Annotated in this window: 25 protein-coding genes and 3 pseudogenes; 9 read left to right on the top strand and 19 right to left on the bottom strand. The window is 69.6% G+C overall.

Annotated elements, in window-relative coordinates; all coding sequences use genetic code 11:
* A complete protein-coding gene (gene flgL, locus ACRAWB_RS13545) occupies positions 1–873 on the top strand; it encodes a flagellar hook-associated protein FlgL (RefSeq protein ID WP_431353786.1) in 873 nt (290 codons plus the stop codon).
* On the top strand, positions 870–1,253 hold the full coding sequence (locus ACRAWB_RS13540; RefSeq protein ID WP_431353785.1) for a flagellar assembly protein FliW: 384 nt from the start codon (positions 870–872) through the stop codon (positions 1,251–1,253). Before flgL ends, ACRAWB_RS13540 begins: the two co-directional genes overlap by 4 nt.
* A 3-nt stretch (positions 1,254–1,256) precedes the next feature.
* Here the strand turns inward: ACRAWB_RS13540 and ACRAWB_RS13535 are convergent.
* Positions 1,257–2,236: pseudogene (locus ACRAWB_RS13535) on the bottom strand (serine hydrolase domain-containing protein).
* A 451-nt stretch (positions 2,237–2,687) separates the two neighbouring features.
* Here ACRAWB_RS13535 and ACRAWB_RS13530 point away from each other — a divergent pair.
* Both ACRAWB_RS13530 and ACRAWB_RS13525 read left to right on the top strand, forming a co-directional pair.
* A complete protein-coding gene (locus tag ACRAWB_RS13530) occupies positions 2,688–3,101 on the top strand; it encodes a DUF4383 domain-containing protein (protein ID WP_431353784.1) in 414 nt (137 codons plus the stop codon).
* Positions 3,102–3,315: 214 nt separating this feature from the next.
* On the top strand, positions 3,316–3,675 hold the full coding sequence (locus tag ACRAWB_RS13525; protein ID WP_431353783.1) for a hypothetical protein: 360 nt from the start codon (positions 3,316–3,318) through the stop codon (positions 3,673–3,675).
* 24 nt (positions 3,676–3,699) lie between these two features.
* Here the strand turns inward: ACRAWB_RS13525 and ACRAWB_RS13520 are convergent, their stop codons facing one another.
* Both ACRAWB_RS13520 and ACRAWB_RS13515 read right to left on the bottom strand, forming a co-directional pair.
* Positions 3,700–4,053: an FHA domain-containing protein gene (locus ACRAWB_RS13520; protein WP_431353782.1), complete on the bottom strand. Its 354-nt coding sequence runs from the start codon at positions 4,051–4,053 to the stop codon at positions 3,700–3,702.
* A 16-nt stretch (positions 4,054–4,069) separates the two neighbouring features.
* Entirely contained in the window at positions 4,070–5,383 is a 1,314-nt protein-coding gene (locus ACRAWB_RS13515; protein WP_431353781.1) for an ATP-dependent DNA helicase, read from the bottom strand.
* 94 nt (positions 5,384–5,477) lie between these two features.
* Here ACRAWB_RS13515 and ACRAWB_RS13510 point away from each other — a divergent pair, with 94 nt between their 5' ends.
* Complete coding sequence (locus ACRAWB_RS13510) at positions 5,478–6,521, top strand: hypothetical protein (RefSeq protein WP_431353780.1); 1,044 nt, start codon at positions 5,478–5,480, stop codon at positions 6,519–6,521.
* Here ACRAWB_RS13510 and ACRAWB_RS13505 read toward each other — a convergent pair.
* The 13 genes and pseudogenes from ACRAWB_RS13505 to ACRAWB_RS13445 all read right to left on the bottom strand — a co-directional run bounded on the left by ACRAWB_RS13505 (position 6,518) and on the right by ACRAWB_RS13445 (position 18,186).
* Positions 6,518–8,428, bottom strand: coding sequence for a cytochrome c oxidase assembly protein (locus tag ACRAWB_RS13505; RefSeq protein ID WP_431354519.1), 1,911 nt, complete (start codon positions 8,426–8,428; stop codon positions 6,518–6,520). The two genes, ACRAWB_RS13510 and ACRAWB_RS13505, sit on opposite strands and share 4 nt — an antisense overlap.
* Positions 8,429–8,599: 171 nt before the next feature.
* Positions 8,600–8,884, bottom strand: coding sequence for an HU family DNA-binding protein (locus tag ACRAWB_RS13500; protein ID WP_018188985.1), 285 nt, complete (start codon positions 8,882–8,884; stop codon positions 8,600–8,602).
* A gap of 211 nt (positions 8,885–9,095) precedes the next feature.
* A complete protein-coding gene (gene rpsN, locus ACRAWB_RS13495) occupies positions 9,096–9,401 on the bottom strand; it encodes a 30S ribosomal protein S14 (RefSeq protein WP_431353779.1) in 306 nt (101 codons plus the stop codon).
* 2 nt (positions 9,402–9,403) lie between these two features.
* Positions 9,404–9,571, bottom strand: a complete 168-nt coding sequence (rpmG, locus tag ACRAWB_RS13490) for a 50S ribosomal protein L33 (RefSeq protein ID WP_285114818.1) — start codon at positions 9,569–9,571, stop codon at positions 9,404–9,406.
* 2 nt (positions 9,572–9,573) lie between these two features.
* Positions 9,574–9,810 carry a 50S ribosomal protein L28 gene (gene rpmB / locus ACRAWB_RS13485; RefSeq protein WP_018188988.1) on the bottom strand — a complete coding sequence of 79 codons (237 nt, stop codon included), beginning with the start codon at positions 9,808–9,810 and terminating at the stop codon, positions 9,574–9,576.
* A gap of 140 nt (positions 9,811–9,950) precedes the next feature.
* Positions 9,951–10,367, bottom strand: coding sequence for a Fur family transcriptional regulator (locus tag ACRAWB_RS13480; RefSeq protein WP_431353778.1), 417 nt, complete (start codon positions 10,365–10,367; stop codon positions 9,951–9,953).
* A gap of 6 nt (positions 10,368–10,373) precedes the next feature.
* Positions 10,374–11,266: pseudogene (locus tag ACRAWB_RS13475) on the bottom strand (metal ABC transporter permease).
* Entirely contained in the window at positions 11,263–12,123 is an 861-nt protein-coding gene (locus ACRAWB_RS13470) for a metal ABC transporter ATP-binding protein (protein WP_431353777.1), read from the bottom strand. Before ACRAWB_RS13470 ends, ACRAWB_RS13475 begins: the two are co-directional and overlap by 4 nt.
* Entirely contained in the window at positions 12,120–13,025 is a 906-nt protein-coding gene (locus tag ACRAWB_RS13465; protein ID WP_431353776.1) for a metal ABC transporter solute-binding protein, Zn/Mn family, read from the bottom strand. Before ACRAWB_RS13465 ends, ACRAWB_RS13470 begins: the two co-directional genes overlap by 4 nt.
* Before the next feature lie 98 nt (positions 13,026–13,123).
* A complete protein-coding gene (locus tag ACRAWB_RS13460; protein WP_431353775.1) occupies positions 13,124–14,530 on the bottom strand; it encodes a dihydrolipoamide acetyltransferase family protein in 1,407 nt (468 codons plus the stop codon).
* A gap of 45 nt (positions 14,531–14,575) precedes the next feature.
* Positions 14,576–15,534 (bottom strand): annotated as a pseudogene (locus ACRAWB_RS13455) (alpha-ketoacid dehydrogenase subunit beta).
* A gap of 398 nt (positions 15,535–15,932) precedes the next feature.
* Positions 15,933–17,072 carry a pyruvate dehydrogenase (acetyl-transferring) E1 component subunit alpha gene (gene pdhA / locus ACRAWB_RS13450; RefSeq protein ID WP_431353774.1) on the bottom strand — a complete coding sequence of 380 codons (1,140 nt, stop codon included), beginning with the start codon at positions 17,070–17,072 and terminating at the stop codon, positions 15,933–15,935.
* A gap of 4 nt (positions 17,073–17,076) precedes the next feature.
* On the bottom strand, positions 17,077–18,186 hold the full coding sequence (locus tag ACRAWB_RS13445) for a histidinol-phosphate transaminase (RefSeq protein ID WP_431353773.1): 1,110 nt from the start codon (positions 18,184–18,186) through the stop codon (positions 17,077–17,079).
* Positions 18,187–18,289: 103 nt separating this feature from the next.
* Here ACRAWB_RS13445 and ACRAWB_RS13440 point away from each other — a divergent pair, with 103 nt between their 5' ends.
* Positions 18,290–18,676, top strand: a complete 387-nt coding sequence (locus tag ACRAWB_RS13440) for a phage holin family protein (RefSeq protein WP_431353772.1) — start codon at positions 18,290–18,292, stop codon at positions 18,674–18,676.
* Positions 18,677–18,745: 69 nt separating this feature from the next.
* Entirely contained in the window at positions 18,746–20,125 is a 1,380-nt protein-coding gene (purB, locus tag ACRAWB_RS13435) for an adenylosuccinate lyase (protein WP_431353771.1), read from the top strand.
* Positions 20,126–20,131: 6 nt separating this feature from the next.
* Here purB and ACRAWB_RS13430 read toward each other — a convergent pair whose 3' ends face one another.
* Together ACRAWB_RS13430 and ACRAWB_RS13425 are read right to left on the bottom strand one after the other, a co-directional pair.
* A complete protein-coding gene (locus tag ACRAWB_RS13430) occupies positions 20,132–20,434 on the bottom strand; it encodes a hypothetical protein (RefSeq protein ID WP_431353770.1) in 303 nt (100 codons plus the stop codon).
* A gap of 26 nt (positions 20,435–20,460) precedes the next feature.
* Positions 20,461–21,063, bottom strand: a complete 603-nt coding sequence (locus ACRAWB_RS13425; RefSeq protein WP_431353769.1) for a DUF308 domain-containing protein — start codon at positions 21,061–21,063, stop codon at positions 20,461–20,463.
* Positions 21,064–21,160: 97 nt separating this feature from the next.
* On the opposite strand from ACRAWB_RS13425, the gene ACRAWB_RS13420 reads away from it, so the two are divergent.
* Positions 21,161–21,670, top strand: a complete 510-nt coding sequence (locus tag ACRAWB_RS13420; protein WP_431353768.1) for a Pr6Pr family membrane protein — start codon at positions 21,161–21,163, stop codon at positions 21,668–21,670.
* Positions 21,671–21,820: 150 nt separating this feature from the next.
* Here the strand turns inward: ACRAWB_RS13420 and ACRAWB_RS13415 are convergent, their stop codons facing one another.
* Positions 21,821–22,345, bottom strand: a complete 525-nt coding sequence (locus ACRAWB_RS13415) for a hypothetical protein (RefSeq protein WP_431353767.1) — start codon at positions 22,343–22,345, stop codon at positions 21,821–21,823.
* A gap of 111 nt (positions 22,346–22,456) precedes the next feature.
* Between ACRAWB_RS13415 and ACRAWB_RS13410 the strand changes: the two genes are divergently transcribed.
* A complete protein-coding gene (locus ACRAWB_RS13410) occupies positions 22,457–23,335 on the top strand; it encodes a DUF5996 family protein (protein ID WP_431353766.1) in 879 nt (292 codons plus the stop codon).
* The last annotated feature ends 13 nt before the right edge of the window (positions 23,336–23,348 follow it).

The raw sequence follows: 23,348 nt of genomic DNA, 5'->3' as shown, positions 1-23,348 counted from the left end.
GTGACCAACGCGACCCAGACGCTCAACGCGCAGCGCAACCTGCAGCTCAGCCTGCAGCGGCAGGCGCAGCTCTACGACCAGGCGACCAGCCGACGGCTCCTCAACAAGCCGTCGGACGACCCGACGGCCACGGCGAGCGCCATGGGCGTCCGCTCCGACGCGGCCGCGACCTCCCAGTACCAGCGCAACGTGAGCAACGGCGACGCGTGGCTGACGACGGCGGACTCCGCGCTGACGTCGGTCGAGACGCTGATGCACCGCTTCCGCGACCTGACGGTCCAGGGGGCCAACGACGGCTCGATGTCGACCGAGGCGAAGGAGTCGATCGCGACGGAGCTCGACGGCATCAAGCAGAGCCTCCTGGGGCTCGCGAACACGACCTACCTGGGCCGCACGGTCTTCGCGGGCAACTCCGACGCGGGCGTCGCCTTCCAGCCCGACTACTCGTTCACGGGTGCGGCGGGAAGTACAGTGGAGCGCAGGATCGGCCCCGACACCACGGTGCGGGTGGATGCGGACGGAGCGGCGGCCTTCGGAACCGGCGCCTCCTCGGTGTTCGCGCTGATCGACAACGTCGCCAGCGACCTGCGGAACGGCGTCAACGTCACTCCGCGGCTGGCACAGATCGACGACAGGATGAAGGCGATCGTGGGAGAGCACGCGGAGGTCGGCGGACGCCAGACCCGCATCGATAAGGCGAAGGACGCCCTCGCCGTCGGCGCGAACGCTCTCGAGGGCCAGCGCTCGTCGCTGGAGGATGTGGACCTCAGCAAGGTCATCCTCGACCTCAAGACCCAGGACGTGAACTACCAGACCGCGATCGCCGTCACGGCGCGCGTGCTGCAGCCGACGCTGATGGACTTCCTCCGATGAGCGCGGTCCGCTTCCTCGCCCCGCCGCCCGGCCTGGAGCCGCTTGACGTCTTCACCCTGGAGCCGGTGGCCGGCGCCGACGGCCTCTACACGCTCGCCTCGGTCGAGCGACCGGAGATCCGGCTGTTCACGATCGACGCCTCGCGGCACCTTCCCGGCTACTCGCCCGAACTGCCGGACGACCGCGCCGCCGAGCTGGGCATCTCGGAGCCCGAGGAGGCGCTGCTGCTCGTCGTCGTGACGCCGTCGCACGAGGGCAGCACAGTCAACCTGCTCGCGCCGGTCATCGTCAACCGCGCGACAGGAGCCGCCCTGCAGCTCGTACTCGAGGACGACGCGTTCCCGGTGCGTGCCGAGCTGGCGGCCCTGGCGGGCGCTTAGGGCTCAGCCAGCCTTCTTGGCGGGGCAGGGCGCCGTCTTCGTCATGGCGTCGATCGTCTGCTGCTCCGACCAGGGCAGAGACGCCACCGCCTTCAGGCCCTTCTGCTTCGGCGGGAGCTTGGACGCGATGGATGCCAGCCGCTGCGCCAGCGACTGGGCGAACGGCGCACCCGGAGTCGAGTTGTTCAGGGCGACGACGATCGTCAGCCCGGACTTCGGGTCCGAGAAGACGGCCGACAGGTAGCCGGGGACGGCTCCGCTGCTTCCGCGCAGAGGGCCGAGCAGCTGGACGCCGAGACCGTAGCGCTGCCACGACTCGCCGTTGACCACGGCGTCCACCTGGGCGGCGCGCGACTTCTCGCTCAGAAGGCTTCCCTTCGCGAGCGCCTGGCCGAACGACCGGAGGTCGTCCAGGTTCGAGACGACGCCTCCCGAGGTCCAGCCGAGCGACGGCGACATCTTCGTGACGTCCCGCATGGGCTTGCAGACGACGGCGCCCGCTCCATCCAGGCCGACCGAGTATCCGGCCGGGTGGGGGCCGGGGGAGTCAGCGTGCCGTTGTCGGGCAGCACGCTCTTGGTCATGCCCAGCTTGTCGAAGACGTACTCCTTGTAGAGCTGCTGCCAGCTCTTGCTCGTCGCGTTCTGCAACGCCATCCCGACCAGGATCGCGTTGGTCGCCGAGGGGCCGTACTTCTCGCCGGGCGTGCCGTAGCGCTCCATGGCGATCCCATCGCTGGCGAGCTCCAGCGGGGGCCACTGACGGGTCGGGTTCATGAGGAACTTCGGGTTCAGCGCGCCCGTGTGGTCGTTGATGCCGGAGGTGTTCTGGCACAGTTCGCGCATCGTCACGCCGTCGACGCCGACCATGCCGGGCAGCCACTTGGTCAGGGCGTCGTCCAGCTCGATCCGGCCCTCGTCGACCAGCTCCAGCAGGACGGTACAGGTCATCGGGGTCGTGTTCTGCCCGATGCGGAACGTCATGTCCGTCGTCACCGGCGTCGAACCGGCGCGGGTGGTCGTCCCCTGCGCCGTCGTCCAGCTGCCCGCCCAGGGCGCCCAGACGCCCGCGAAACCGGCGGAGGCATCGGCCAGCGTCATCGCATCCGTCACGGCCGTCTCCAGCCGCTTCTCGACGTCCTTCGAGAAGCCGCCCGGCTGCTGGGACGGCGCGTTCGCGCTCCCCGGCGACGACGTGCAGCCCGCCAGGACGAGAGCCACGAGCCCCGCGGTCGCCGCGAGCGCGAGTCGCCCGAACCTGGTGTCTCGTCGCATCCGTACTCCCCGCCTTCGGTGCTGCGTGTCCAGCGATTGTAACGTGCGGCAGATTCCTTGCCGTCGCGCAAGGGGCTTTGGCCGCAATCCGATTCGGACGACGCTTCGAAGGGAAAGTGAGGCGCGCGTCCGTGCGCCGTCCTAAGGAAGGAACGACACAATGCGCAACTCACCGAATCGTCTGGTGGCCACCATCTTCGGTGCGGTCTACCTGCTCGTCGGTCTCCTCGGCTTCGCGGTCACCGGCGGCGTCGGCTTCGTCGCCACCAAGGGCGGCCTGCTGCTCGGCATCTTCGAGGTGAACCCGCTGCACAACATCGCGCACCTCCTCATCGGTGCCGCTCTGCTGATCGCGGGCCTCACCCGGGTCGCGGCTGCGAAGGCCGTCAACATCACTGTCGGCGCCGTGTACCTGCTGCTCGGCATCGTCGGCTTCTTCCTCGTGGGGACGGGCGCCAACATCCTGGCCCTGAACACCCCCGACCACTTCCTCCACCTCGTGAGCGCGATCGTCCTGCTCGGCACCGGCCTCGGCGCCGACCGCGCGACCCGCGCCACCCCGGCCGCCGCCTGATCGGCGGGGCCACGGCTCCCATGAGCAGGATCACGGAGACGCTGCGCGTCGCCCCCGTCGCCTCGGCCCCTCGGGCCGTCGCGGTGGGCCCGGCGACGCGCGCGTTCCTCGCCGTGGCCGCGCTGGGGGCGGGGCTGCTTCACGCGGCCCTCGCCCCCAGCGCACCCCCTGCTCTGCTCGCAGCCTTCCTCGTGCTCGCCGTCGGCGAGCTGGTGTGGGCTGCGGCGACGCTGGCGAAGGACTTCCCCCGGCGTTCCGCCTCATCCCGGCACTGGCCCTCCTGCCGGTCGGGATGTGGGCCGCGCTCGCCATCGCGGGCGCAACAGCCTCCGGCGGCACCGCCATCGCCCTGCCGCTCGTGCCGATGGGCGTCGCCTCTCTGCTCGACGTCGCGGTCGCCGCGACCGCCGCAGTGGTCGTCCGGCGGCATCGGCCCACCAGCGGTCGGAACAGCTTCCTGCGCTTCTTCCTCGGACTCGTGCTGAGCGCGTGCGCGGTGAGCGCGATCACCATCCCCGCGCTGACGCTCACGGATGCGGGTGTCGCCGCCGTGACGGTGCACCACCACCACTGACCCCGCTGGGCGGCGCGGAGGGCGTCAGCGCCGCGTCAGCGCGAACGACACGCTCCCGAAGCGCACGACCGATCCCGGGTCGACCTCGTGCCGGGTCTTCGGATCGCACGCGAACGTCCCCTCGCCCGGGTAGGTGATCGTCGTGCCGTTCGCCGAGCCCAGGTCCATGACCCAGAACACGCCGTCGTACTGCCCGAAGGCCAGGTGTGCGCGGGAGACCGACTTGGCGTCGTCCTGGACCGTGATCAGCTCGACGTGACCCGGGTCCTCCATCTCGGTGCCCGGGGCGTGAACGGCCGGGTTGCGGCCGATGACGCCGTTGCCGCTGGTCTCGACGTGCTGGCCGTCGCTGAAGTCCATGACGAAGGTCACCGCCACGTCCGTCCCCTTCCGATCATCGGGCCGCCGCCTGGGCGACCGGCATCGTCACCGGGCGCGCGTCGCGCATGAAGCGCTCGACGTCCGGGTCCACGGTGATGTCGCTCGGCCGCAGCGGCCGGGTCAGGTACAGGCCCTCGAGCGTCGTGATCCGGCTCAGCGCCACATAGGTCTGGCCCGAGGTGAAGGCGCGCGTGCCGAGGTCGATGATCGCGGCATCGTAGGTCTTGCCCTGCGACTTGTGGATGGTGACCGCCCAGGCCAGCCGCAGCGGGAACTGCGTGAACTCGGCCACGACGTCCTTGGTCAGCTTCTTCGTCTCGGGCGACCAGGTGTACCGGAACTTCTCCCAGATCGCCGGCTCGACCTCGTGCACCTCGCCGTCGACTTCGACGTAGACGTTGGAGTCGATCTTCGTGACGGTGCCGATGGTGCCGTTCACCCAGCGCGGCCCGTCGCCCTGACCGACGTCGTTCCGCAGGAACATCACCTGCGCGCCGACCTTGAGCTCCAGGGTCTCGTCGGCGGGATAGTTCCGGCCGCCGAAGTCACCGCTGACCTCCGCCTTCGCCGTCAGGGCGCGGCCGGGGAGGCGGCCGAGCGCCTGCGCGTTGATCCGGTTGACGGTGTCGTTGCGGGTGGCGAGCGTGATCGTCCCGTCGTCCGGCGCCGGGCGTGCGCCCACCTCGTTCAGCCGGTCGGCGATCTCCTTCGTCACCTGCCCGTGACGCACGGCGTTGAGCATGAAGCGGAAGTCGGACTCGTGCTGACGGTGCACCTGCAGCAGCTCCACGATCCGCAGGTCCGTCTCCTGCCAGACCTTCGCGTCGAAGAACCACATCGACCGGTAGGTGTCGGCGAAGTAGGCCCGCTCCTCGCTGTCGCCCGGCACGGGCGCGAGCTGGTAGGGATCGCCGAACAGCACCACCTGCACCCCGCCGAAGGGCTCGCCCGCACGCTGCCGGGCCTGCCGCAGGCTGCGGTCGACCGCATCCATCAGGTCGGCGTTGACCATCGACACCTCGTCGATCACGAGCGTGTCGATGCTGTTGAGCAGTTTGCGCAACTCGGCGCTCTGGTCGATCGCGTGATCGGCGATGACGCCGATGGGCAGGCGGAACAGCGAGTGGATGGTCTGCCCGCCGACATTCAGCGCCGCGACGCCCGTAGGCGCGGAGATGACGAGCGACTTCTCGGTGTTCCACGACAGGTGGTTGAGCAGCGTCGACTTGCCGGTGCCGGCGCGGCCGGTCACGAAGACGTGCTCGCGCGTGTTCTCGATGAGGTCGAATACGGCCTGCTGCTCGGACGAGAGGGAGAGACGGCCCATGCCTTCCCCTTTCCGTCTCGCCCGGCGTGCCGGACTACTCTAACCCCGCGGGCGGCGCGGCTGCCGCTCATCCACAGGACCCTAGGATGGCTGCATGGCTGTGGGGGACTCGCGCACGCTCACGCGCGTCGTCCTGCTCTGGTCGGGGATCGGCGTGCTGCTGATCGCGGCATTCGTCGCGGCGCTCGGCGCGGTGCAGCGGGCGTACTACAGCCCGACGGGGTTCGTCGGCGCGTTCGCCTCCTCGATCGCCGCCCACAGCCTGCCCGAGGCCCTGGCGATGCCCGGCGCGGCGCCGACGGCGAGCGCCTTGCGGGCCGCCGGGCTGTCTCCCGCGGCGTCGCGGGAGCTGCTGCGCTCGGACATCCTTCCCACCATCCGGGACGTGACGGTCGCTTCCGACACCGAGGGACCGGACCACGTCCACACCGTCGTCGTGAAGGCGACAGCGGACGGACGGCCGGTGACCGCGTCCTTCCGCGTGCGCCAGGCGGGGTCGGTTCTCGGGGTTCTGCCCACGTGGAGGTTCGACTCCACGCCGGTCGGCGTGTCCCGGATCACCGTGGCTCACGCCGACGACTTCCGGGTCGGCCGGCACACGGTCCACCCCCGCGCCGCCTCACCGGATCAGCCCGGCACCTTCAGCGTCTCCGCCGACTACGTCGTCCTGCCCCTCGCACCGCTCGAGCTCTCACACGCGTCGAAGTACGTCCGCGCAGCCCCCGTCGTCACCGCTCCCGCGCCCGGGACGGTGACCGAGACGGTCGTGGATGCGCAGCCGACGCGCGCGTTCACGGCCGAGGTGCAGAAGCAGGTGAACGCCTTCCTGGACGCGTGCGCCGCCCAGAAGGTGCTGCAGCCGGCGGGCTGCCCGTTCGGCGTCGAGATCGACGACCGCGTTCAGGGCGACCCGGCGTGGTCGATGGTCACCTACCCCGCGGTCCAGCTCCGCCCTGGCGACGACGCCTGGGAGACGGGGCAGATGGTCGGCGTCGCCCATATCGATGTGACCGTGCAATCGCTGTTCGACGGGACCGTCTCTCAGCGCAGCGACGACGTGCGGTTCTCGATGGAGCTCAGCCGCGTCACCATCCGCCCGGACGGGTCCCTGGCCATCGTGGTGGCGCAGGGTCCTTAGCGGACGGCGCGATCGCGGTCGGCCATGCGTGCCAGCCGCTCGTTGTACGCCTGCAGCTCGGCATCGCCGGTACGGTCGGCGTTGCGGTCGCGCCGCTTCGTCTCGCGCTCGTCGCTGCGACTCCACTGGACGGCCACCACGATCGCGAGAATGACCGTCGGGATCTCGCCGATGCTCCACGCGATGCCGCCCGCGGTCTGCTGGTCGACCAGCGGGGAGTCGCCCCAGGTGCGGCCCATCGCCCCGAACCAGTCGGCGAGCATCAGGCCGTGCATCTGCATGATCGACAGCCCGAAGAAGGCGTGGAACGCCATCGTCAGCAGCAGGAGCAGCAGCCGGAACGGGTACGGGAGCCGGTACTTGACCGGATCGATCCCGATCAGCGACTGCACGAACAGGTACCCGGTGATGAGGAAGTGCACGATCATCCACTCGTGCCCGATGTGGTCGGTCGTCGCCCAGCGGAAGATCGGCGTGTAGTAGAACGCCCACAGCGATCCGGCGAACAGCACCGCCGCGACGATGGGGTTCGAGATCACGGCCGCGAAGCGGGAATGCACAGCGAGCAGCATCCACTCGCGTCCGCCGCGCGAGCCGTCGCGCCGCTTGCGGATCGCGCGGGCCGCAAGCGTCACCGGCGCGCCCGGGACGAGCAGGAGCGGGACGGCCATCGTGAGCACCATGTGGGCCGACATGTGCGCCGAGAACAGGTACTTCTCGTAGACGTTCACGCCGCCGTTGGTGATGTAGAAGAGGAGCGCGATGCCCAGCGTCCACAGGACCGTGCGGTAGATCGGCCAAGCGTCGCCGCGCTTGCGAAGGCGCCAGACGCCCGCGAAGTAGAAGAACAGCGCGAAACCGCAGGCGAGCACCCAGAGCAGGTCGAAGTTCCACGAGGTGAACAGGCGGCCCCAGGTCAGCTCCGGCGGCAGCTTCTCGCCCGTCAGGATCTCGGCGGGCGTGGGCGTCGCCGCGCGGGTCTGCGGCACCGGCGTCACCGTGCGCGCGAGCGCGGCCGCCACACCGGAGGCGATGCCCATGAACGCGAGCTCGGCCACGACGATCCACCAGAAGCTGCGCGGCTCGCCCGAGGTCTTGAGGCGCCCGATGAGGTAGCGGCGCTGGGTGAGTCCGAACAGCCCCAGGGCGACGAGCGCCGCGACCTTGATCAGGACCAGGATGCCGTACGGCGTCGCGAGCTCGGCGAGCGTGCCCACCCGCAGCTCGGCGTTGACGTAGCCGGAGGCCGCGACCACCACGAAGCAGACGAGCGCGACGGTGGAGTATCGCTCCAGTACCGTCACGAGGCGGCCGTTGCCGAGGGTCTGCTTGACGACGATGAGCGTCACCAGACCGCCGAGCCAGATCGCGGCGAAGAGCACGTGCAGACCGAAGGAGGTCACGGCGGCGTCGTGGCCGGCGGCCTCTGCGCTGTGCCCCTGCTGCGCCATGGGAACGACGGTGGCCATGGCGAGGAGCGTCACGAAGACGATCGCGGTCTGATTGCGGACGGCGAAGCACAGCACGGTGACGGCGGCGGCGATCAGGGTGATGCCCAGCCAGGCCTGACCGAGGGAAACGCTCGTGACGAACGAGCTGAGGCCGTTGGTGAAGGTCGCGTCGAACGACCACGGCACGTTCGAGACGCTGACGAAGGTGAAGAGGCCGGTCACGGCCGAGGCGACGGTCATGACCCCGGCGCTGCCGGCGGCGAAGTCGAGCGCCTTGCCGTACTCGTCGCGGTCAGGCGCGAACGCGAAGCACGCGAGCACGAGCGCGCCGACGGTGCCGGCGAGGCTCAGGTTGACCACGAGGGTCGCGGCGGGAAGCCCCCAGCGCACCAGCGCGCCCGGGTCCGCGAGCAGGGGAGCGTTCGCCCCGCCGCCGAACGCGAGTGCGAGGATCATGGCCGCGACGCCTGCGAGGAGCAGGGCGGCAGGGCCGATCACGCGGAGGATTCGTGGCACCCGTCCAGCCTACGTCCATCCTCCTGGACGGCCGCCCACAGCAGGGAAGGCCGCAGACACGACGAGGGCGGCACCGCAACGCGGCACCGCCCTCGACAAGCGTTGCGAAGACTACTTGACGGCAGCCTTGAGCTTCGAGCCCGCGGTCAGCTTGACGCGGTGGCCGGCCGGGATCGAGATCTCCTCGCCGGTCTGCGGGTTGCGGCCGGTGCGGGCAGCGGTCTCACTGCGCTCGGCGGCGAGCCAGCCCGGGATGGTGACCTTGCCGCCCTTGGCGACGGTCTCCGAGATGGTGCTGAAGAAAGCGTCGACGACGCTCGAGACGGTGGCCTGGCTCTGACCCGACGCCGCAGCGACGGCGGCAACGAGCTCGGTCTTGTTCAGGTTGTCAGCCATTGAGTGTCCTCCTCGGACCTTGTGCTGGTTCTACAGCTTTCTTGTGGAACGGTTGAGGCCACGCTGGGCCATTACGTTTGGTCGGTTGACCGCCTCGAATGTATCAGAAACCCCCGGAAACACGCGGATTTCCGGGGGTTTTGGGCGCGGAAGGCAGCAAAAGGGCGCCCGGCGGATGCCGGACGCCCTCAGAGCATGCACTCGGGCCGGATTACCAGCTCGACTTGGTGATGCCGGGCAGCTCGCCGCGGTGCGCCATGTCGCGGAAGCGCACACGGGAGATACCGAACTTGCTGAGGTTTCCACGGGGACGGCCGTCGACGGCGTCACGGTTGCGGACGCGGATCGGCGAAGCGTCGCGGGGGAGCTTCTGCAGGCCGATGCGGGCGGCCTCGCGGGACTCGTCGGTGCCGTTCGGGTCGACGAGGGCCTTCTTCAGCTCGGCACGCTTCGCGGCCCAGCGCTGAACGATGACCTTACGCTGCTCGTTCTTGGCGATCTTGGACTTCTTGGCCATGTTTAGCGCTCCTCTCGGAAGTCGACGTGCTTGCGCACTACGGGGTCGTACTTCTTGAGCACGAGGCGGTCGGGGTTGTTGCGACGGTTCTTCTTGGTCACGTAGGTGTAACCGGTGCCCGCCGTCGAACGGAGCTTGATGATCGGACGGATGTCCTGCTGCTTCGCCATTGTTAGATCTTCTCCCCACGGGCCAGGAGGTCCTTGACCACGGACTCGATGCCACGGGCGTCGATGACCTTGATGCCCTTGGCGCTCAGGGTCAGGGTGACGTTACGGCGAAGCGACGGAACGTAGTACGTCTTCTTCTGGATGTTCGGGTCGAACCGGCGCTTCGTGCGTCGGTGCGAGTGCGAGATGTTGTGACCGAAGCCCGGAACGGCTCCCGTCACCTGGCACACTGCTGCCATTGCTTTCTTCTCCAATACCGTGGTGCTGAAACGGCACCACCCAAGGTCACTTGTCGGCGCACGACTTCCCATTCGATGAGGGATGGGGTTTCGTACACGGCTAACGGAGTGGGAGGAGCCCACTCAGCCAAACAACCATGCTACGGCATGGATGCGGGGGCGGCCAAATCAGCTTTCGCCGTGCACGCCGCGCAGAGACCGAAGACGTCGACCACGTGCTGCGCCTGCGTGAAGCCGTGCGCGGCCGCCGCCTGGCGGGCCCACAGCTCCACCGCGTCCGCCTCGATCTCCACCGTCAGTCCGCAGTTGCGGCAGATCAGGTGGTGGTGGTGCCCGGTGGTGCACGCCCGGTACAGGCTCTCGCCCTCGGGAGACTGCAGCGAGTCCGCGTCCCCCTCGGCCGCGAGGTCGGCGAGCGCGCGGTAGACGGTGGCCAGCCCGATCGGGGAGCCGGCCTCGTGCAGGCTCAGGTGGAGTCCCTGCGCGCTGATGAAGCCCTCCGTCGAGGACAGAGCCTCGCGGACGGCCTCCCGCTGCCAGGTGTTCCGCTTCACCATCCCAGGCTAGCCCGCCTGGCTCACGAGTCGCCGTGAAGCCGCGGACGACCTGCGACGCGCACGGCGGCCGCCGACGATGCGGCAGACCACGTAGATGAGGAACGAGATCGTCGTCACGTAGGGGCTGATCGGGAGCGCGCTGCCGAGCGCGAGCAGGATGCCTCCGACGACTGACACGAGGGCGAACACCACGCTGATGATCGGCACGCCGAGCGGCGACGACGAGATGCGCATCGCCGCGGCGGCCGGAGTGACGAGGAGCGACAGCACCAGCAGGGCGCCGACGATCTGCACGGAGACGGCGACGGCCAGCCCGAGCAGGATCATGAACGCGAGCGCGACGAACCGGGTCGGGATGCCGCGGGCGGCCGCGACATCCGCATCCAGGCTGTCGAAGGTCAGCGGGCGCCAGATCAGCAGCAGGGCGATGAGCACGATCGCGCCGATCACGAGGAGCGAGCCGAGCTGCGGGTCGTCGACCGACACGATCTGCCCGGTCAGCAGGCCGAACTTGTTGGCGCTGCGGCCGGGATAGAGCGCGAGCGCGAGGATGCCCAGTCCGAGCCCGAAGGGCATGAGGACCGCGATGATCGAGTTACGGTCGCGCGCCCTCGCTCCCAGGACGCCGATCAGCACCGCGGCGATCAGAGAGCCGACGAGGGACCCGGCGACGACGTTCACGTCACTCCGAAGAGCAGCGCGATCGCCGCGCCGGCGAACGACAGCTCGCTGATGCCGTGCACCGCGAACGCCATGTCCCGCTGCATCACGAAGACGCCGATCAGGCCGCCCACGATCCCCAGCACCGCGCCCGCGAAAATCGAGTTCTTCACGAGCAGGAGCAGCTCGCCGTAGTCGGTGAAGTCGAACAGCTGCGACCAGAGGTCCATGTGCGTCATGCGGCAGGCTCCGGGTGCGCGTCGCGCGTGTGCGCGTGGTGGTCGTGGGTCTCGGCGTCCGGGATGCCGACGACGACGATGCGTCCGCGGCTCCGGATGACGTCGACCGGCGTGCCGTACAGGTCGGTCAGAACGTCGCTGCGCAGCACCTCGTCCGGCGTGCCGGTGCGGAACCGGCCGCCGGCCAGGTAGAGGACGCGGTCGACCATCCCGAGGACCGGGTTCACGTCGTGCGTGACGAAGACCACCGCGCTGTCGTGATCACGGCGGCGGCGGTCGATCAGCTCGCTGACGCCGCGCTGGTGTTGGAGGTCCAGCGAGAGCAGCGGCTCGTCGCACAGCAGGAGGGCGGGGTCGCCGGCGAGCGCCTGCGCGACCCGGAGCCGCTGCTGCTCGCCGCCGGAGAGCGACCCGACCGGGGCGTCGGCGTAGCGGCGGGCGCCGACGGCGTCGATGAGGCGGTCGACCTGCTCGCGGTCGCTGCGGCGCGGAAAGGGAAGGCCCCAGCGGTGCCCGTTCACGCCGAGTGCGACGAGGTCGCGGGCGCGCATCGGGGTGCCGGAGGGGATGAGCTTCTGCTGCGGGATGTAGCCGATGCGCCGGTCGCCGCGGCGCACAGAGTGCCCCTCGAAGGCGATCTCGCCGGAGTCGAGGTGCTGCTGACCGAGGATCGTCTTCAGCAGGCTCGTCTTGCCCGATCCGTTGGGGCCGAGGACGGCGACGAACTCGCCGGCGTGCACGTCCAGGTCGAGGCCGCTCCACAGCGTCCGGTCTCCGAACCCGAGGGAGGCGTCGCGCAGCCGCAGGACCACCTCGCGGTCGGAGGGCGGCGTGACGAGGTCGAGGGGTTCGGTCACTTCGCCAGCGCCGATCCGATGGCGTCCAGATTGGACTGCATCCACCCGATGTAGTGCTTCCCCGCGGGCAGCGTCTCCGTGACCGGAACGACCGGGATGCCGTTGCTCTTCGCCGCCGCGAGCACCCGCTCGGTCTCGGCGCCGGTGGTCTGCTCGTTGTAGGCGAGCAGCTTCACGCGGTGGCCGCTGAACAGCTCGAGCGTGGCCTTGAGCACGACAGGGGAGACATCGTTCTCCTCCTCGATGGCGGCGCTGAACTTCTCGGGTGTCTTGTTGACGAGGCCGATCGCGTCGAGCAGGTAGAGCGGGACCGGCTCGGTGATCGCGACGCCCTCACCGGCGTGCGCGGCCTTGAGCTTCGCCTCGTCGGCCTCGAGCGCGTCGAGCTTCTGCGTGAACGCGGCGGCGTTCTTCTCGAAGGTCGGCTTCTGGCCGGGGTCGACCTTGGAGAGCGCGCTGACGAGCGCGTCGGCGAACTTGTGGATGGTGGGGAAGTCGTACCAGACGTGCTCGTTGAGCTCGCCGTCGGTCGCCGTGAGCCCCGACAGCTCGACGACGTTGAGCACCGTGGTGCCGTCGTTCTTCGAGCCCTTCAGCAGCGTCTGCATGTAGTCGTCGTAGCCGCCGCCGTTCTCGATGACGATGTCGGCCTTCGACACGGCGAGCTGGTTCTGTGCGCTCGCTTCGAACGAGTGCGGGTCCTGCGCCGGGTCGTTCATCAGGGAGGTGACGTGGATGGCGTCGCCGCCGATCGTCTCGGCGATGTCGCCGTACACGTTGGTGCTCGCGACGACCCGGAGGGTGCCGTCGTCGGACGCCGACGACGGGGAGGAGCAGCCGGCGAGCGCCAGCGCTGTCACGGCCGCGAGGGCCAGGGTGGAGACGAGGGAACGCGTCTTCATGGAGGAGCCTGTCTAAGTCGCGGAAGCGACGTCAGAGGAAGCGCCCGCGGACGCGGGCACCGGCTCAGGCTACGTCTTATTGAAAATGATTGTCAAATTCAATCGAGGAGCAGCGCCGGTTCCTCGATGATGGACGCGACGTCCGCCAGGAACCGCGACGCGACGTCCCCGTCGACGACGCGGTGGTCGAACGACGCGCCGAGCGTCGTGACGAAGCGTGGACGCACCTCGCCGTCGACCACCCACGGCTTCTGCTTGATCGTCCCGAGGGCGACGATGCCGACCTCGCCCGGATTCAGGATGGGCGTGCCGGTGTCCATCCCGAACACGCCGATGTTCGTGACGGTGATGGTGCCGCCGTTCATGTCGGCCGGGGGCGTCTTGCCGTCGCGAGCCGTCAGGGTGAGCTGTTCGAGGCTGCGGGCCAGCTCGAGCAGGGTCATGCCCTGCGCTTCCTTGATGTTCGGCACGATGAGGCCGCGGGGAGTCGCAGCCGCGATGCCGAGGTTCACGTAGTGGCGGACGATGATCTCCTCGTCCGTCCACGTCGAGTTGACGGTGGGGTTGCGGCGCACGGCCCAGATGATCGCCTTGGCCATGATCAGCAGTGGCGACACCTTTACGCCGGCGAAGTCGGGCGAGTTCTTGAGCCGCTTGACGAACTCCATGGTGCGCGTCGCGTCCACGTCGACGAAGAGGCTCACGTGAGGGGCACTGAACGCGCTGGAGGTCATCGCGTTCGCGATCGCCTTGCGCACGCCCTTGACCGGGATGCGGTCCTCGCGGTCGTCGGGCCACTCCGGCGTCTGGATGTTGCGGAACACGCTCGCCTGCGTCGCCTCGCGGAGCACGTCTTCGCGCGTGATGTCGCCGATCGGACCGGTCGGGGTCACCAGGGAGAGGTCGACGCCCAGGTCTTTGGCGAGCTTGCGGATCGGCGGCTTGGCGATGACCGGGCCGGACGGACGCAGCGACGGTGCCGAGGGCTGCGCGGGTGCGGCGGGAGCGGCCTGGGGTGCGGGCGCGGCGGCCGGGGCAGGAGGTGCCGGCGGCTGGGCGATGCTCCCCGAGAACGAGACGGGAATGGACGCGGTGCCCGGGTGCGTCACCCGGCGGCGACGGCTCGCGCCGTGCCCCGCGGATCCGTAGCCGACCAGCACGGCGCCCGCCTTGGGCTCCTCCTCGCGCGAGACGGTGGCGGCGGCGTCCGCGGCGACCTCCTCGGCGGGCTCGGGCTCGGGCTGCGGCGCCTCGGCCGCCTGTCCACCGGCGGTGACGGTGAAGATCGGCGTGCCGACCTCGACCGTCTCACCCTCGGTGACCAGGAGCTCCCCGACGGTCCCCTCGAACGGCGACGGCAGCTCGACCAGCGACTTGGCTGTCTCGATCTCGACGATGACCTGGTTCACCGCGACCTGTTCGCCGGGCGCGACCTTCCACGAGACGATCTCCGCCTCGGTCAGGCCCTCGCCCACGTCGGGCAGGAGGAACTGGGACTCGCTCATGTGCGACTTCTCTCTGTCAGGGGGCGCCCGGATCGGGGCGCGGCGTCAGTACGCCAGCGCCCGGTCGACGGCCTCGAGGATGCGGTCGGCGTCGGGGAGGTACAGCTCCTCCAGCTTCGCCGGCGGGAAGGGGACGTCGAACCCGGCGACGCGGATGACGGGCGCCTCCAGCGAGTAGAACGCCTTCTCCGTCACGGTGGCTGCGATCTCGGATCCGACCGAGACGTTGCCCGGCGCCTCCTGCGCGATGATCAGGCGGCCGGTCTTCTGCACGGAGGCGACGACGGGCGCGTAGTCGACGGGGAGATCGAGCGCAGGTCGACGACCTCGAGGCTGCGGCCCTCCTCGGCGGCGAGCTCGGCCGCGCGGAGCGCGACGCTCACCATGCCCGCCCACGCGACGATCGTCGCATCGGTGCCAGTCCGGACCACGCGGCTGGCGTGCAGCGGCGTCGGGTTCTCGTGCAGGTCGACCTCGCCCTTGGGCCAGTACCGGCTCATCGGCTCGAAGAAGATCACCGGATCGTCCGACCGGATGGCCTCCTGGATCATCCAGTACGCGTCGTGCGGCGTCGACGGAGCCACCACGCGCAACCCCGCGGTGTGCGCGAAGTACGCCTCCGGCGCCTCCTGGTGGTGCTCGACCGCGCCGATGTGTCCACCGTGCGGGATGCGGATGACCACCGGGAACGGCATGCGGCCGTTGTGCCGGTTGGTCATCTTGGCGAGCTGCGTCGTGATCTGGTCGAAGCCGGGGAAGACGAATCCGTTGAACTGGATCTCGAGCACCGGACGGTACCCGCGCATCGCGAGGCCGATCGCCGTGCCGACGATGCCGGCCTCGGCGAGCGGGGTGTCGATGACGCGCTGCGGACCGAACTCCTGCTGCAGACCCTCGGTGACGCGGAAGACGCCGCCCAGCGGGCCGACGTCCTCGCCCAGGATCAGCACCTTGGGATCGTCGGCGAGCGCGCGACGCAGGCCGGCGTTGAGCGCCTTGACCATCGGGAGGGACTGAATGCGCGGTTCGGGGAGGGCGTCCGCGGGCGACTCCGCGCCGACGTGGTCGGCCGCGGCCGACTCCGGGCCGACCTCGGCAGCCGCTTGGGCGTCACCGTGAGCCGTTGCGCCGTCGTCCGCCGCGTTCTCCGTCGTCGCGTTCTCGGTCGCCTCAGCGACCTCCGCGGCCTCGTCGTCGATCACGAACTCACGCGTCCACTCCTGCTCGGCCACATGCTCCTCGAGCACGCGCGAGCCGGGCTCGCTCTCGATGATCTCGACGACGTCGATCGCCTGGGTGTCGAGCGAAGTGCTGTCGATCGACGACTCGCTCGTGTCGTCCGCGTCCGTCTGGCCCTCGATCAATTCGGCCTCCACGTACTCCGCGTCGCTTCTCACGTCGCTCATGCGCCACCTCCGAACGACGCCTCGTAGTCCTCGAGCCAGCGTCGCTGCTCCTCCGTCACGGGATGCGGCTCACTGTAGACGTGCTCGAACATCGAGGCGACCGACGGTGTGCCCAGCTGCAGCGTGCGGCGGCGGACGTCGGCAGCGAGGTCAGCCGCCTCCTCGTCCGCGCTGTCGAAGAACGCCTGCCCCACGCCCTGCTGCTCGAGGAACACCCGGAAACGCACGATCGGGTCGCGCTCGGCCCAGTAGGCCTCCTCGTCCGCGGTGCGGTACTTGGTGGGGTCGTCGCTCGACGTGTGCGCGCCCATCCGGTAGGTCAGCGCCTCGATCATGCTCGGGCCCTCGCCGCTGCGTGCGTCGTCCAGGTGCTTGGCGGTCACCGCGTAGGCGGCGAGCACGTCGTTGCCGTCGATCTGCACGCCCGGGATGCCGAAGCCACTCGAGCGCAGATAGAGGGGAGTGCGGGACTGCGTGCTGACGGGCACCGAGATGGCCCAGTGGTTGTTCTGCAGGAAGAAGACCTGCGGCGTCTGGTAGCTGGCGGCGAAGACGAACGCCTCGCTCACGTCGCCCTGGCTGGTCGCGCCGTCGCCGAAGTAGACGATGGACGCGGAGTCGCGGGTGTCGTCGCCCGTGCCCACCGCGCCGTCGAGCTTCATGCCCATCGCGTAGCCGGTGGCGTGCAGCGTCTGGGAGCCGATCACGAGCGTGTACAGGTGGAAGTTCCCCACCGCGGGATCGGTCGGGTCCCACCCGCCATGAGTCGTGCCACGCAGGAGCTCGATGATGCCGACCGGGTCGATACCCCGGATCATGCCGATCACGTGCTCGCGGTACGACGGGAACAGGTGGTCCTGCGGCTTCGCGGCGTGCGCGGAGCCGACCTGCGCGCCCTCCTGGCCGTGACTCGGAACCCAGAGGCCGAGCTGACCCTGCCGCTGCAGGTTGGCCGCCTCGTGGTCGAAGGTCCGCACGCGCACCATGTCGCGGTAGAAGCGTCGGTAGTCGTTCTCGTCGAGTCGTTCCAGATACGGAAGGTACTCGGCCGACGTCTCGCTCGGCTGGAAACGGCCGTCAGCAGTGAGCAGCTGGACCGTGTTCGCCGGGCGCGGGATCTCGTTCGTCGCAACCACCGTTCTAACCTAACCGCTTGCCGGGGTGCCCATTTGGTAGGTTCCGCACAATATCCCCGGCGACCCGGAGGAGTTTGTCTACAGACTCCTCTTCGCCGACGCTGATGCGGATGCCCTCGGGCGGGAACGCACGGACCGTCAGCCCGGCGTCGAAGAACGCGTCGTTGGCGGCGGCAGTCTCTTCACCCGTGGCCAGCCAGACGAAGTTGCCCTGCGCCACCGGGACATCCCATCCCTGCTCGATCAGTGCGTCGCGCAGACGGTCGCGCAGCATCGCGATGCGCGCTACCCGCTCCATCAGCTCGTCCTCCGCGTCGATGGACGCGAGCGCGGCCACCCGGGCCGCGTCGGTGACGGAGAGAGGGATGGCGGCCGAACGGGCGGCGTCCAGCACCGCCGCGGGCCCCACCGCGTAGCCGACGCGCAGCGCCGCCAGGCCGTAGGCCTTCGAGAACGTGCGGAGCACGACCAGATTCGGGTAGCGGGAGAGCAGCGGGATGCCGTCCACGGCGTCGTCGTCGGTGACGAACTCGTAGTAAGCCTCGTCGAGCAGCACGAGGAGATCGGAGGGCACGCGCTCCATGAACGCCTCGAACTCCGCGCCGGTCACGACCGTGCCGGTCGGGTTGTTGGGCGAGCACACGATGACCACGCGGGTGCGGTCGGTGATCGCCTCGGCCATCGCCTCCAGCTCATGACTGCCATCGGCGCGCACCGGCACCTGCACGCTCGTCGCGCCGGATACCGTCACCAGCCCCGGGTACGCCTCGAACGACCGCCACGCGTACACGACCTCGTCGCCGACGCCGGCCGCCGCCGCGATCAGCTGGGCGAGAAGGGCGACGGATCCACTGCCCAGATGGACCTCGTCGACGCTGACGCCGTGCCGCTCAGCAAGCCGTGCGCGCAGATCGCCTCCGGTGGCGTTGGGATAACGGTTCAGCTGACCGAGGGTCGCCGCCACGGCGTCCACCACCGAGGGGAGCGGCGGGTACGGGTTCTCGTTGCTCGACAGCTTGAAGCCGTCGGCCGGTGCCGGTCGGCCCTGCTTATAAGGCGGGACGCTGACGATCTCCGGGCGGAGCTTCACGCCGAGCGTGTCTTCGGAACTCACAGACCCAACTTAGCCGCGCCCGCATACCCCGAGGGGAATTACCCGGATCTGTGGATAACGCCACCCCTGTACCCCACCCGGCTCGCACTGCCAGGATGTGGGCATGCGATTCCTGCTCAGACTGATCATCAACGCTGTCGCCCTGTGGCTCACGACGCTGATCGTCAGCGGCGTCACCGTGAAGCCCTACGCGCCCGACACGACCGCGCTCATCCTCACGTACCTGCTGATCGCCCTGATCTTCGGCGTGGTCAACGCGATCGTCGGCACGGTCATCCGCATCGTCGCGTTCCCGCTGTACATCCTGACGCTGGGCTTGATCTCGTTGCTCGTCAATGCGTTCCTCCTCTTCATCGTGTCGTGGATCAGCGACGCTCTGGGATTCGGACTGCACATCGACGGCTTCTGGGCCGGTGTCCTCGGCGCGCTCGTCCTCGGCATCATCGCGTGGCTGCTCGGGCTGATCTTCCGGCCCGCCCGCCGGGACTGAGGTCCACGGCCCGCTCGCGCGTGCGGGAGAATGGTGGGGTACCCGCCGCCTGATCCCGCGAGGAGCACCATGTCCGCCCTGCCTCCCCAGCCGCTCAGCCCGCTCGACGGCCGCTACCGCTCCGCCGTCCTCGGACTCGGCGACCACCTCTCCGAGGCCGGTCTGAACCGCGCCCGCGTGCAGGTCGAGGTGGAGTGGCTGATCTACCTGACCGACCACCGCATGTTCGGCTCCTCGCCCCTGACCGACGAGCAGAAGCGGGCCCTCCGGGCTCTCGCCGAAGACTTCGGCCAGCCCGAGATCGACCGTCTGGCCGAGCTCGAGGCGACCACGCGGCACGACGTGAAGGCGGTCGAGTACCTGGTCCGCGAGCGCCTGCACGCGCTGGGACTCGACCACATCGCCGAGCTGACGCACTTCGCCGCCACCAGCGAGGACATCAACAACCTCTCCTACGCGCTCACGGTGAGCGCGGCGGTGCGCGAGACCTGGCTGCCGAAGTTCCGCGCCGTCATCGGCGAGCTGACGGCGCAGGCGAAGCAGTATCGTGACGACGCCATGCTCGCCCGCACGCACGGCCAGCCCGCGACCCCGACGACCATGGGCAAGGAGCTCGCCGTCTTCGTCCACCGCCTTGAGCGCGTGCGCACCCAGATCGAGTCCGGAGTGCACCTCGGCAAGTTCAGCGGCGCCACCGGCACCTTCGCAGCGCACCTGGTGGCGGACCCGGACGCCGACTGGCCCCGCATCTCGCGTGAGTTCGTCGAAAGCCTCGGCCTCGACTGGAACCCGTTGACCACCCAGATCGAGTCCCACGACTGGCAGGCGGAGCTGTACTCGCGTATCTCGCACGCCAACCGCATCCTGCACAACCTGTGCACCGACATCTGGACCTACATCTCGCTCGGCTACTTCCGCCAGGTCCCGGAGCCGGGGGCGACCGGCTCGTCGACGATGCCGCACAAGGTCAACCCGATCCGCTTCGAGAACGCCGAGGCCAACCTCGAACTGTCGAGCGCCGTCCTCGACTCCCTCGCCGCGACGCTCGTGACGAGCCGGCTGCAGCGCGACCTCACCGACTCGACCACGCAGCGCAACATCGGCGTCGGGCTGGGCCACTCGCTCCTCGCGCTCGACAACATCGAGCGCGGCCTCGGGCAGATCGCCATCGACCGGACCGCGCTGGCGGAAGACCTCGACGCGAACTGGGAAGTGCTCGCCGAGGCCATCCAGACCGTGATCCGCGCCGAGGTCACCGCCGGCCGGTCGACGATCTCGGACCCGTACGCGCTGCTCAAGGAGCTGACGCGCGGCAAGCGCGTGGACCACGCTGCGCTCACCGAGTTCGTGCGGGGTCTGGAGATCGGACAGGCGGCGAAGAACCGCCTCCTCGCGCTCACGCCCGCCGGGTACGTCGGGCTCGCCTCGGAGCTGGTCGACTACCTGTAGTCGAGGTCAGTGGCCGCGCGGGCGGTCCTCCCCATCGGGACGGGCCTGCGCGGCCTTGGCGCGCGCTTCCGCGTCCTGCTCGTGGATGTCCTCCACCTCGGCCTCGGTCGGCTTGAACGCGAGCGCGAACAGCGCCAGCAGCACCAGCGCCACGATGAACGTCACGCCGAACGCCACTCCGGCGAGCACGAATTCTCGCGTCGCAATCAACACGATCAGGCCGACGAAGACGGCGAGACCGGCGGAGATGGCGAGCAGTTCGACCGGCAGGAAGCGGTCGCGGCGGGAAGGCTGCAGGTTCTGGGTCACTCGGGGGTCTTTCTTGTCGCGCGAGGTCACGATCCGCTCTCCGCTCCCCGGGATGCGTCGCCGGTACGCGTGGCGCCACGCAGGGTGACCGCGCCGATGCCCTGGAAGACACCGACGACCACGGCCCACGCGCCGAACAGCCCGATGGCGAGCACGGCGTCGGCGGGGATGAACAGCAGCACGAGCGCGAGGATCGCGGTCAGGGCGCCGATCGTGAGCCAGTCACGCGCGGCGGCGTCACGGCGGCGCTCGCGGATGCCGTTGTAGAGCTCGAGGAAGCCGGTGAGCGCCGCCCACACGGTCACGAGGTAGAGGAAGAGGCCGAGGCCGGCACCCGTGAGGGACAGGGCGAGCACGCCGGCGAGCACGCCGATCGCTCCCTGCACCGCGAAGAGGGTGCGGGTCAGCCGGCGGCCGGCCAGCATCCAGCTGAGGATGGCCGTGGCCAGCCCGTCCACAAGAGCGAAGACGCCGAAGACCACGAGTCCGAAGGTGGCGGTGTGGGCGTCCCGGGTGAAGGTGATGACCGCGCCCGCGGCGAGCGCGACGAGCGCCCGGACGGCGGGGACGACCCAGTACCGGCTGTGCGCGTGGATGCTCGGACCCTGGGCAGGGACGGCGGTAGCCATTCGGCGACCTCTTTCGTACGGATTCGCCCTCCAGTCTAGTCGGCGGGTTCCTGCGCGTTCGCCCCATCGGGCAGCCCTCCGCCGCTAGCATCGCGGCATGCGGATCGGTTTCGCGGCGCTGCGCGCGGTGGTCTTCCTGCTCATGGTCGCGGCCGTCGTCGCCCAGCTGGCCACCAGCATCCGGAACACGAGCGATCACGGGGGCAGCGTCCCCGCACTGCTTGTCAACTTCTTCAGCTTCTTCACGATCGACTCGAACGTGCTGGGGATCGTCGTGCTCGGGATCGGCGCCGTCCTGCTCCTCGTGCGCACGGGTGACGACCCCGCCTGGTTCACCGGGCTCCGGGCCGCCGCCACCACCTATCTCGTGACCACGGGCGTCGTCTACAACCTCCTGCTGCGCAACATCCCGCTCCCGCAGGGCACGACCGTCGGATGGTCGAACGAGGTGCTGCACGTGATCGCGCCCGCGTATCTGCTGATCGACTGGTTGTTCGCGCCGGGCCGGACCCCGCTGCGCCTGCGGGCCGTGTGGGGATCGCCGTGTTCCCGATCGTGTGGGCGGTCTACACCCTGGTGCGCGCACCCTTCGCGATCGAGCCCGTGACCGGGAAGTCGCCGTGGTACCCGTATCCGTTCCTCAACCCGGCGACCAGTCCGAACGGCTACCTGTCGGTGGCGTTCTACGTGGTGTTGATCGCGGTCGTCATCCTTGCGGCCGGCTACGGGGTGGTCTGGGTCTCGCGTCGCTGGGGTGTCAGACGGCCTTCGCCTTCGGGCGCGGGTGACGCGGCTCCCGATCCTCGGCGCGCGCCCACAGGATAACCGCCGCGAGTCCTCCGACGGCGAGCAGGAAGGCGCCAGTCGGCGTGACCGTATCGGCGACGCCGTGCTGGGCGAGCATCGCGGAAGCGATCCCTGCGAGTGTCCCGCCGGTCGCGACGACCGCGAACGCGGAGGACACGGCTCGGGTGGCGCCACCGACCACCAGCCCCCGGATGACGAGCGAAACCGCACCCACGAGCCACAGGGTCGCGACAGGGAAGGCCAGAAGCAGACCGAGCGGATCGCGGAGCAGAACGCCGGGGATGACGTAGATCACGGCTGCGGCGAGCAGGAGCACGACGCCCAGAAGAGCGAAGGCACCCGCCCGCGCACCCTCGGTTCGGAGTCCGAGGATCGGCCGCAGCAGCGACGGCCAGGTGAACGCGAGCGCGAACGCCACCAACGCGAGCGCCACGCTGCCCGCACCCTGGAGCAGGGGGAGGAGGATCTCCGTCATATCCCTATTGAACTCCCGGGATGGAGAAGGCGGCGTCCTTCGCGAGGATGATCTGGAAGGAGCCCGGAGGGCTCGCCTAGGCTGAAGGGGCCCGCCGACCGGAAGGACCGCATGCGCACCGAACTCGCCGTCGACTCCTGGCAGGACACCCGGGACACGCTCCACATGTGGACGCAGATCGTCGGCAAGATCCGGATGGCACTGACACCGCCGGTGAACCACTGGTGGCACGTGACGCTGTATCTGAGCGCGCGCGGGCTCTCCACTGGGCCGATCCCTGTGGCCGCCGGAATCCTCGACATCGAGTTCGACCTCGTCGAGCACCGGCTGGTTCTGCGGACCAGCGACGGCGACGGCCGTTCCCTCCCGCTCGCCGGGCAGTCGGTCGCGTCGTTCTACGCGGCGACCATGGACGCACTGGGCGAGCTGGGTGTCGCGGTCGAGATCCATCCGGTCCCGAACGAGGTGGAGGTCGCCATCCCGTTCGCCGACGACACCGAGCACTGCACGTACGACGCCGAGCAGGCGCAGGCGTTCTGGCGCCAGCTGATCGACGCCGGGACGCAGCTCCAGCGCTTCCGGTCCCGGTTCATCGGCAAGGTGAGCCCGGTGCACTACTTCTGGGGCGCGATGGACCTGGCCGTCACCCGCTTCTCGGGCCGCACGGCGCCCATGCACCCAGGCGGTGCGCCGAACTGCCCGGACAGCGTGATGCACGAGGGCTATTCGCACGAGCTCAGCAGCGCCGGGTTCTGGCCCGGCGGAGGCGCGGAGGGGGCGTACTACTCGTACGCGTACCCGGCGCCGGCGGGCTTCGCCGAGGCCGAGGTGCCGGAGGGCGCGTACTTCAGCGAGGAACTGGGCGAGTTCCTGCTGCCGTATGAGGTGGTCCGAGCTGCTGACGACCCGGACGCGCTGGTGCAGGCGTTCCTGGAGGCGACGTACCGGGCGGCCTCGGACCTGGGGGAGTGGCCCGCGCTCACCGCGTAGGGCGGTTACATCA

Source organism: Leifsonia poae (assembly GCF_050632865.1).
In the GTDB taxonomy this organism is placed as follows: Bacteria; Actinomycetota; Actinomycetes; order Actinomycetales; family Microbacteriaceae; genus Leifsonia; species Leifsonia poae_B.
This window is presented reverse-complemented; position numbering and strand designations above follow the sequence as displayed.

Bases quoted from the DNA above. Each gene is read 5' to 3' on its own strand.
- ACRAWB_RS13540 (WP_431353785.1), top strand. From the start codon at position 870: ATGAGCGCGGTCCGCTTCCTCGCCCCGCCGCCCGGCCTGGAGCCGCTT.
- purB (WP_431353771.1), top strand. From the start codon at position 18,746: ATGTCCGCCCTGCCTCCCCAGCCGCTCAGCCCGCTCGACGGCCGCTAC.
- ACRAWB_RS13515 (WP_431353781.1), bottom strand. From the start codon at position 5,383: ATGGGCCGTCTCTCCCTCTCGTCCGAGCAGCAGGCCGTATTCGACCTC.
- ACRAWB_RS13500 (WP_018188985.1), bottom strand. From the start codon at position 8,884: ATGGCTGACAACCTGAACAAGACCGAGCTCGTTGCCGCCGTCGCTGCG.
- ACRAWB_RS13440 (WP_431353772.1), top strand. From the start codon at position 18,290: ATGCGATTCCTGCTCAGACTGATCATCAACGCTGTCGCCCTGTGGCTC.
- ACRAWB_RS13425 (WP_431353769.1), bottom strand. From the start codon at position 21,063: ATGGCTACCGCCGTCCCTGCCCAGGGTCCGAGCATCCACGCGCACAGC.
- rpsN (WP_431353779.1), bottom strand. From the start codon at position 9,401: ATGGCCAAGAAGTCCAAGATCGCCAAGAACGAGCAGCGTAAGGTCATC.
- ACRAWB_RS13465 (WP_431353776.1), bottom strand. From the start codon at position 13,025: ATGAAGACGCGTTCCCTCGTCTCCACCCTGGCCCTCGCGGCCGTGACA.
- rpmG (WP_285114818.1), bottom strand. From the start codon at position 9,571: ATGGCGAAGCAGCAGGACATCCGTCCGATCATCAAGCTCCGTTCGACG.
- ACRAWB_RS13415 (WP_431353767.1), bottom strand. From the start codon at position 22,345: ATGACGGAGATCCTCCTCCCCCTGCTCCAGGGTGCGGGCAGCGTGGCG.
- ACRAWB_RS13460 (WP_431353775.1), bottom strand. From the start codon at position 14,530: ATGAGCGAGTCCCAGTTCCTCCTGCCCGACGTGGGCGAGGGCCTGACC.
- ACRAWB_RS13530 (WP_431353784.1), top strand. From the start codon at position 2,688: ATGCGCAACTCACCGAATCGTCTGGTGGCCACCATCTTCGGTGCGGTC.
- ACRAWB_RS13480 (WP_431353778.1), bottom strand. From the start codon at position 10,367: ATGGTGAAGCGGAACACCTGGCAGCGGGAGGCCGTCCGCGAGGCTCTG.
- rpmB (WP_018188988.1), bottom strand. From the start codon at position 9,810: ATGGCAGCAGTGTGCCAGGTGACGGGAGCCGTTCCGGGCTTCGGTCAC.
- ACRAWB_RS13510 (WP_431353780.1), top strand. From the start codon at position 5,478: ATGGCTGTGGGGGACTCGCGCACGCTCACGCGCGTCGTCCTGCTCTGG.
- ACRAWB_RS13420 (WP_431353768.1), top strand. From the start codon at position 21,161: ATGCGGATCGGTTTCGCGGCGCTGCGCGCGGTGGTCTTCCTGCTCATG.
- ACRAWB_RS13505 (WP_431354519.1), bottom strand. From the start codon at position 8,428: ATGATCCTCGCACTCGCGTTCGGCGGCGGGGCGAACGCTCCCCTGCTC.
- ACRAWB_RS13410 (WP_431353766.1), top strand. From the start codon at position 22,457: ATGCGCACCGAACTCGCCGTCGACTCCTGGCAGGACACCCGGGACACG.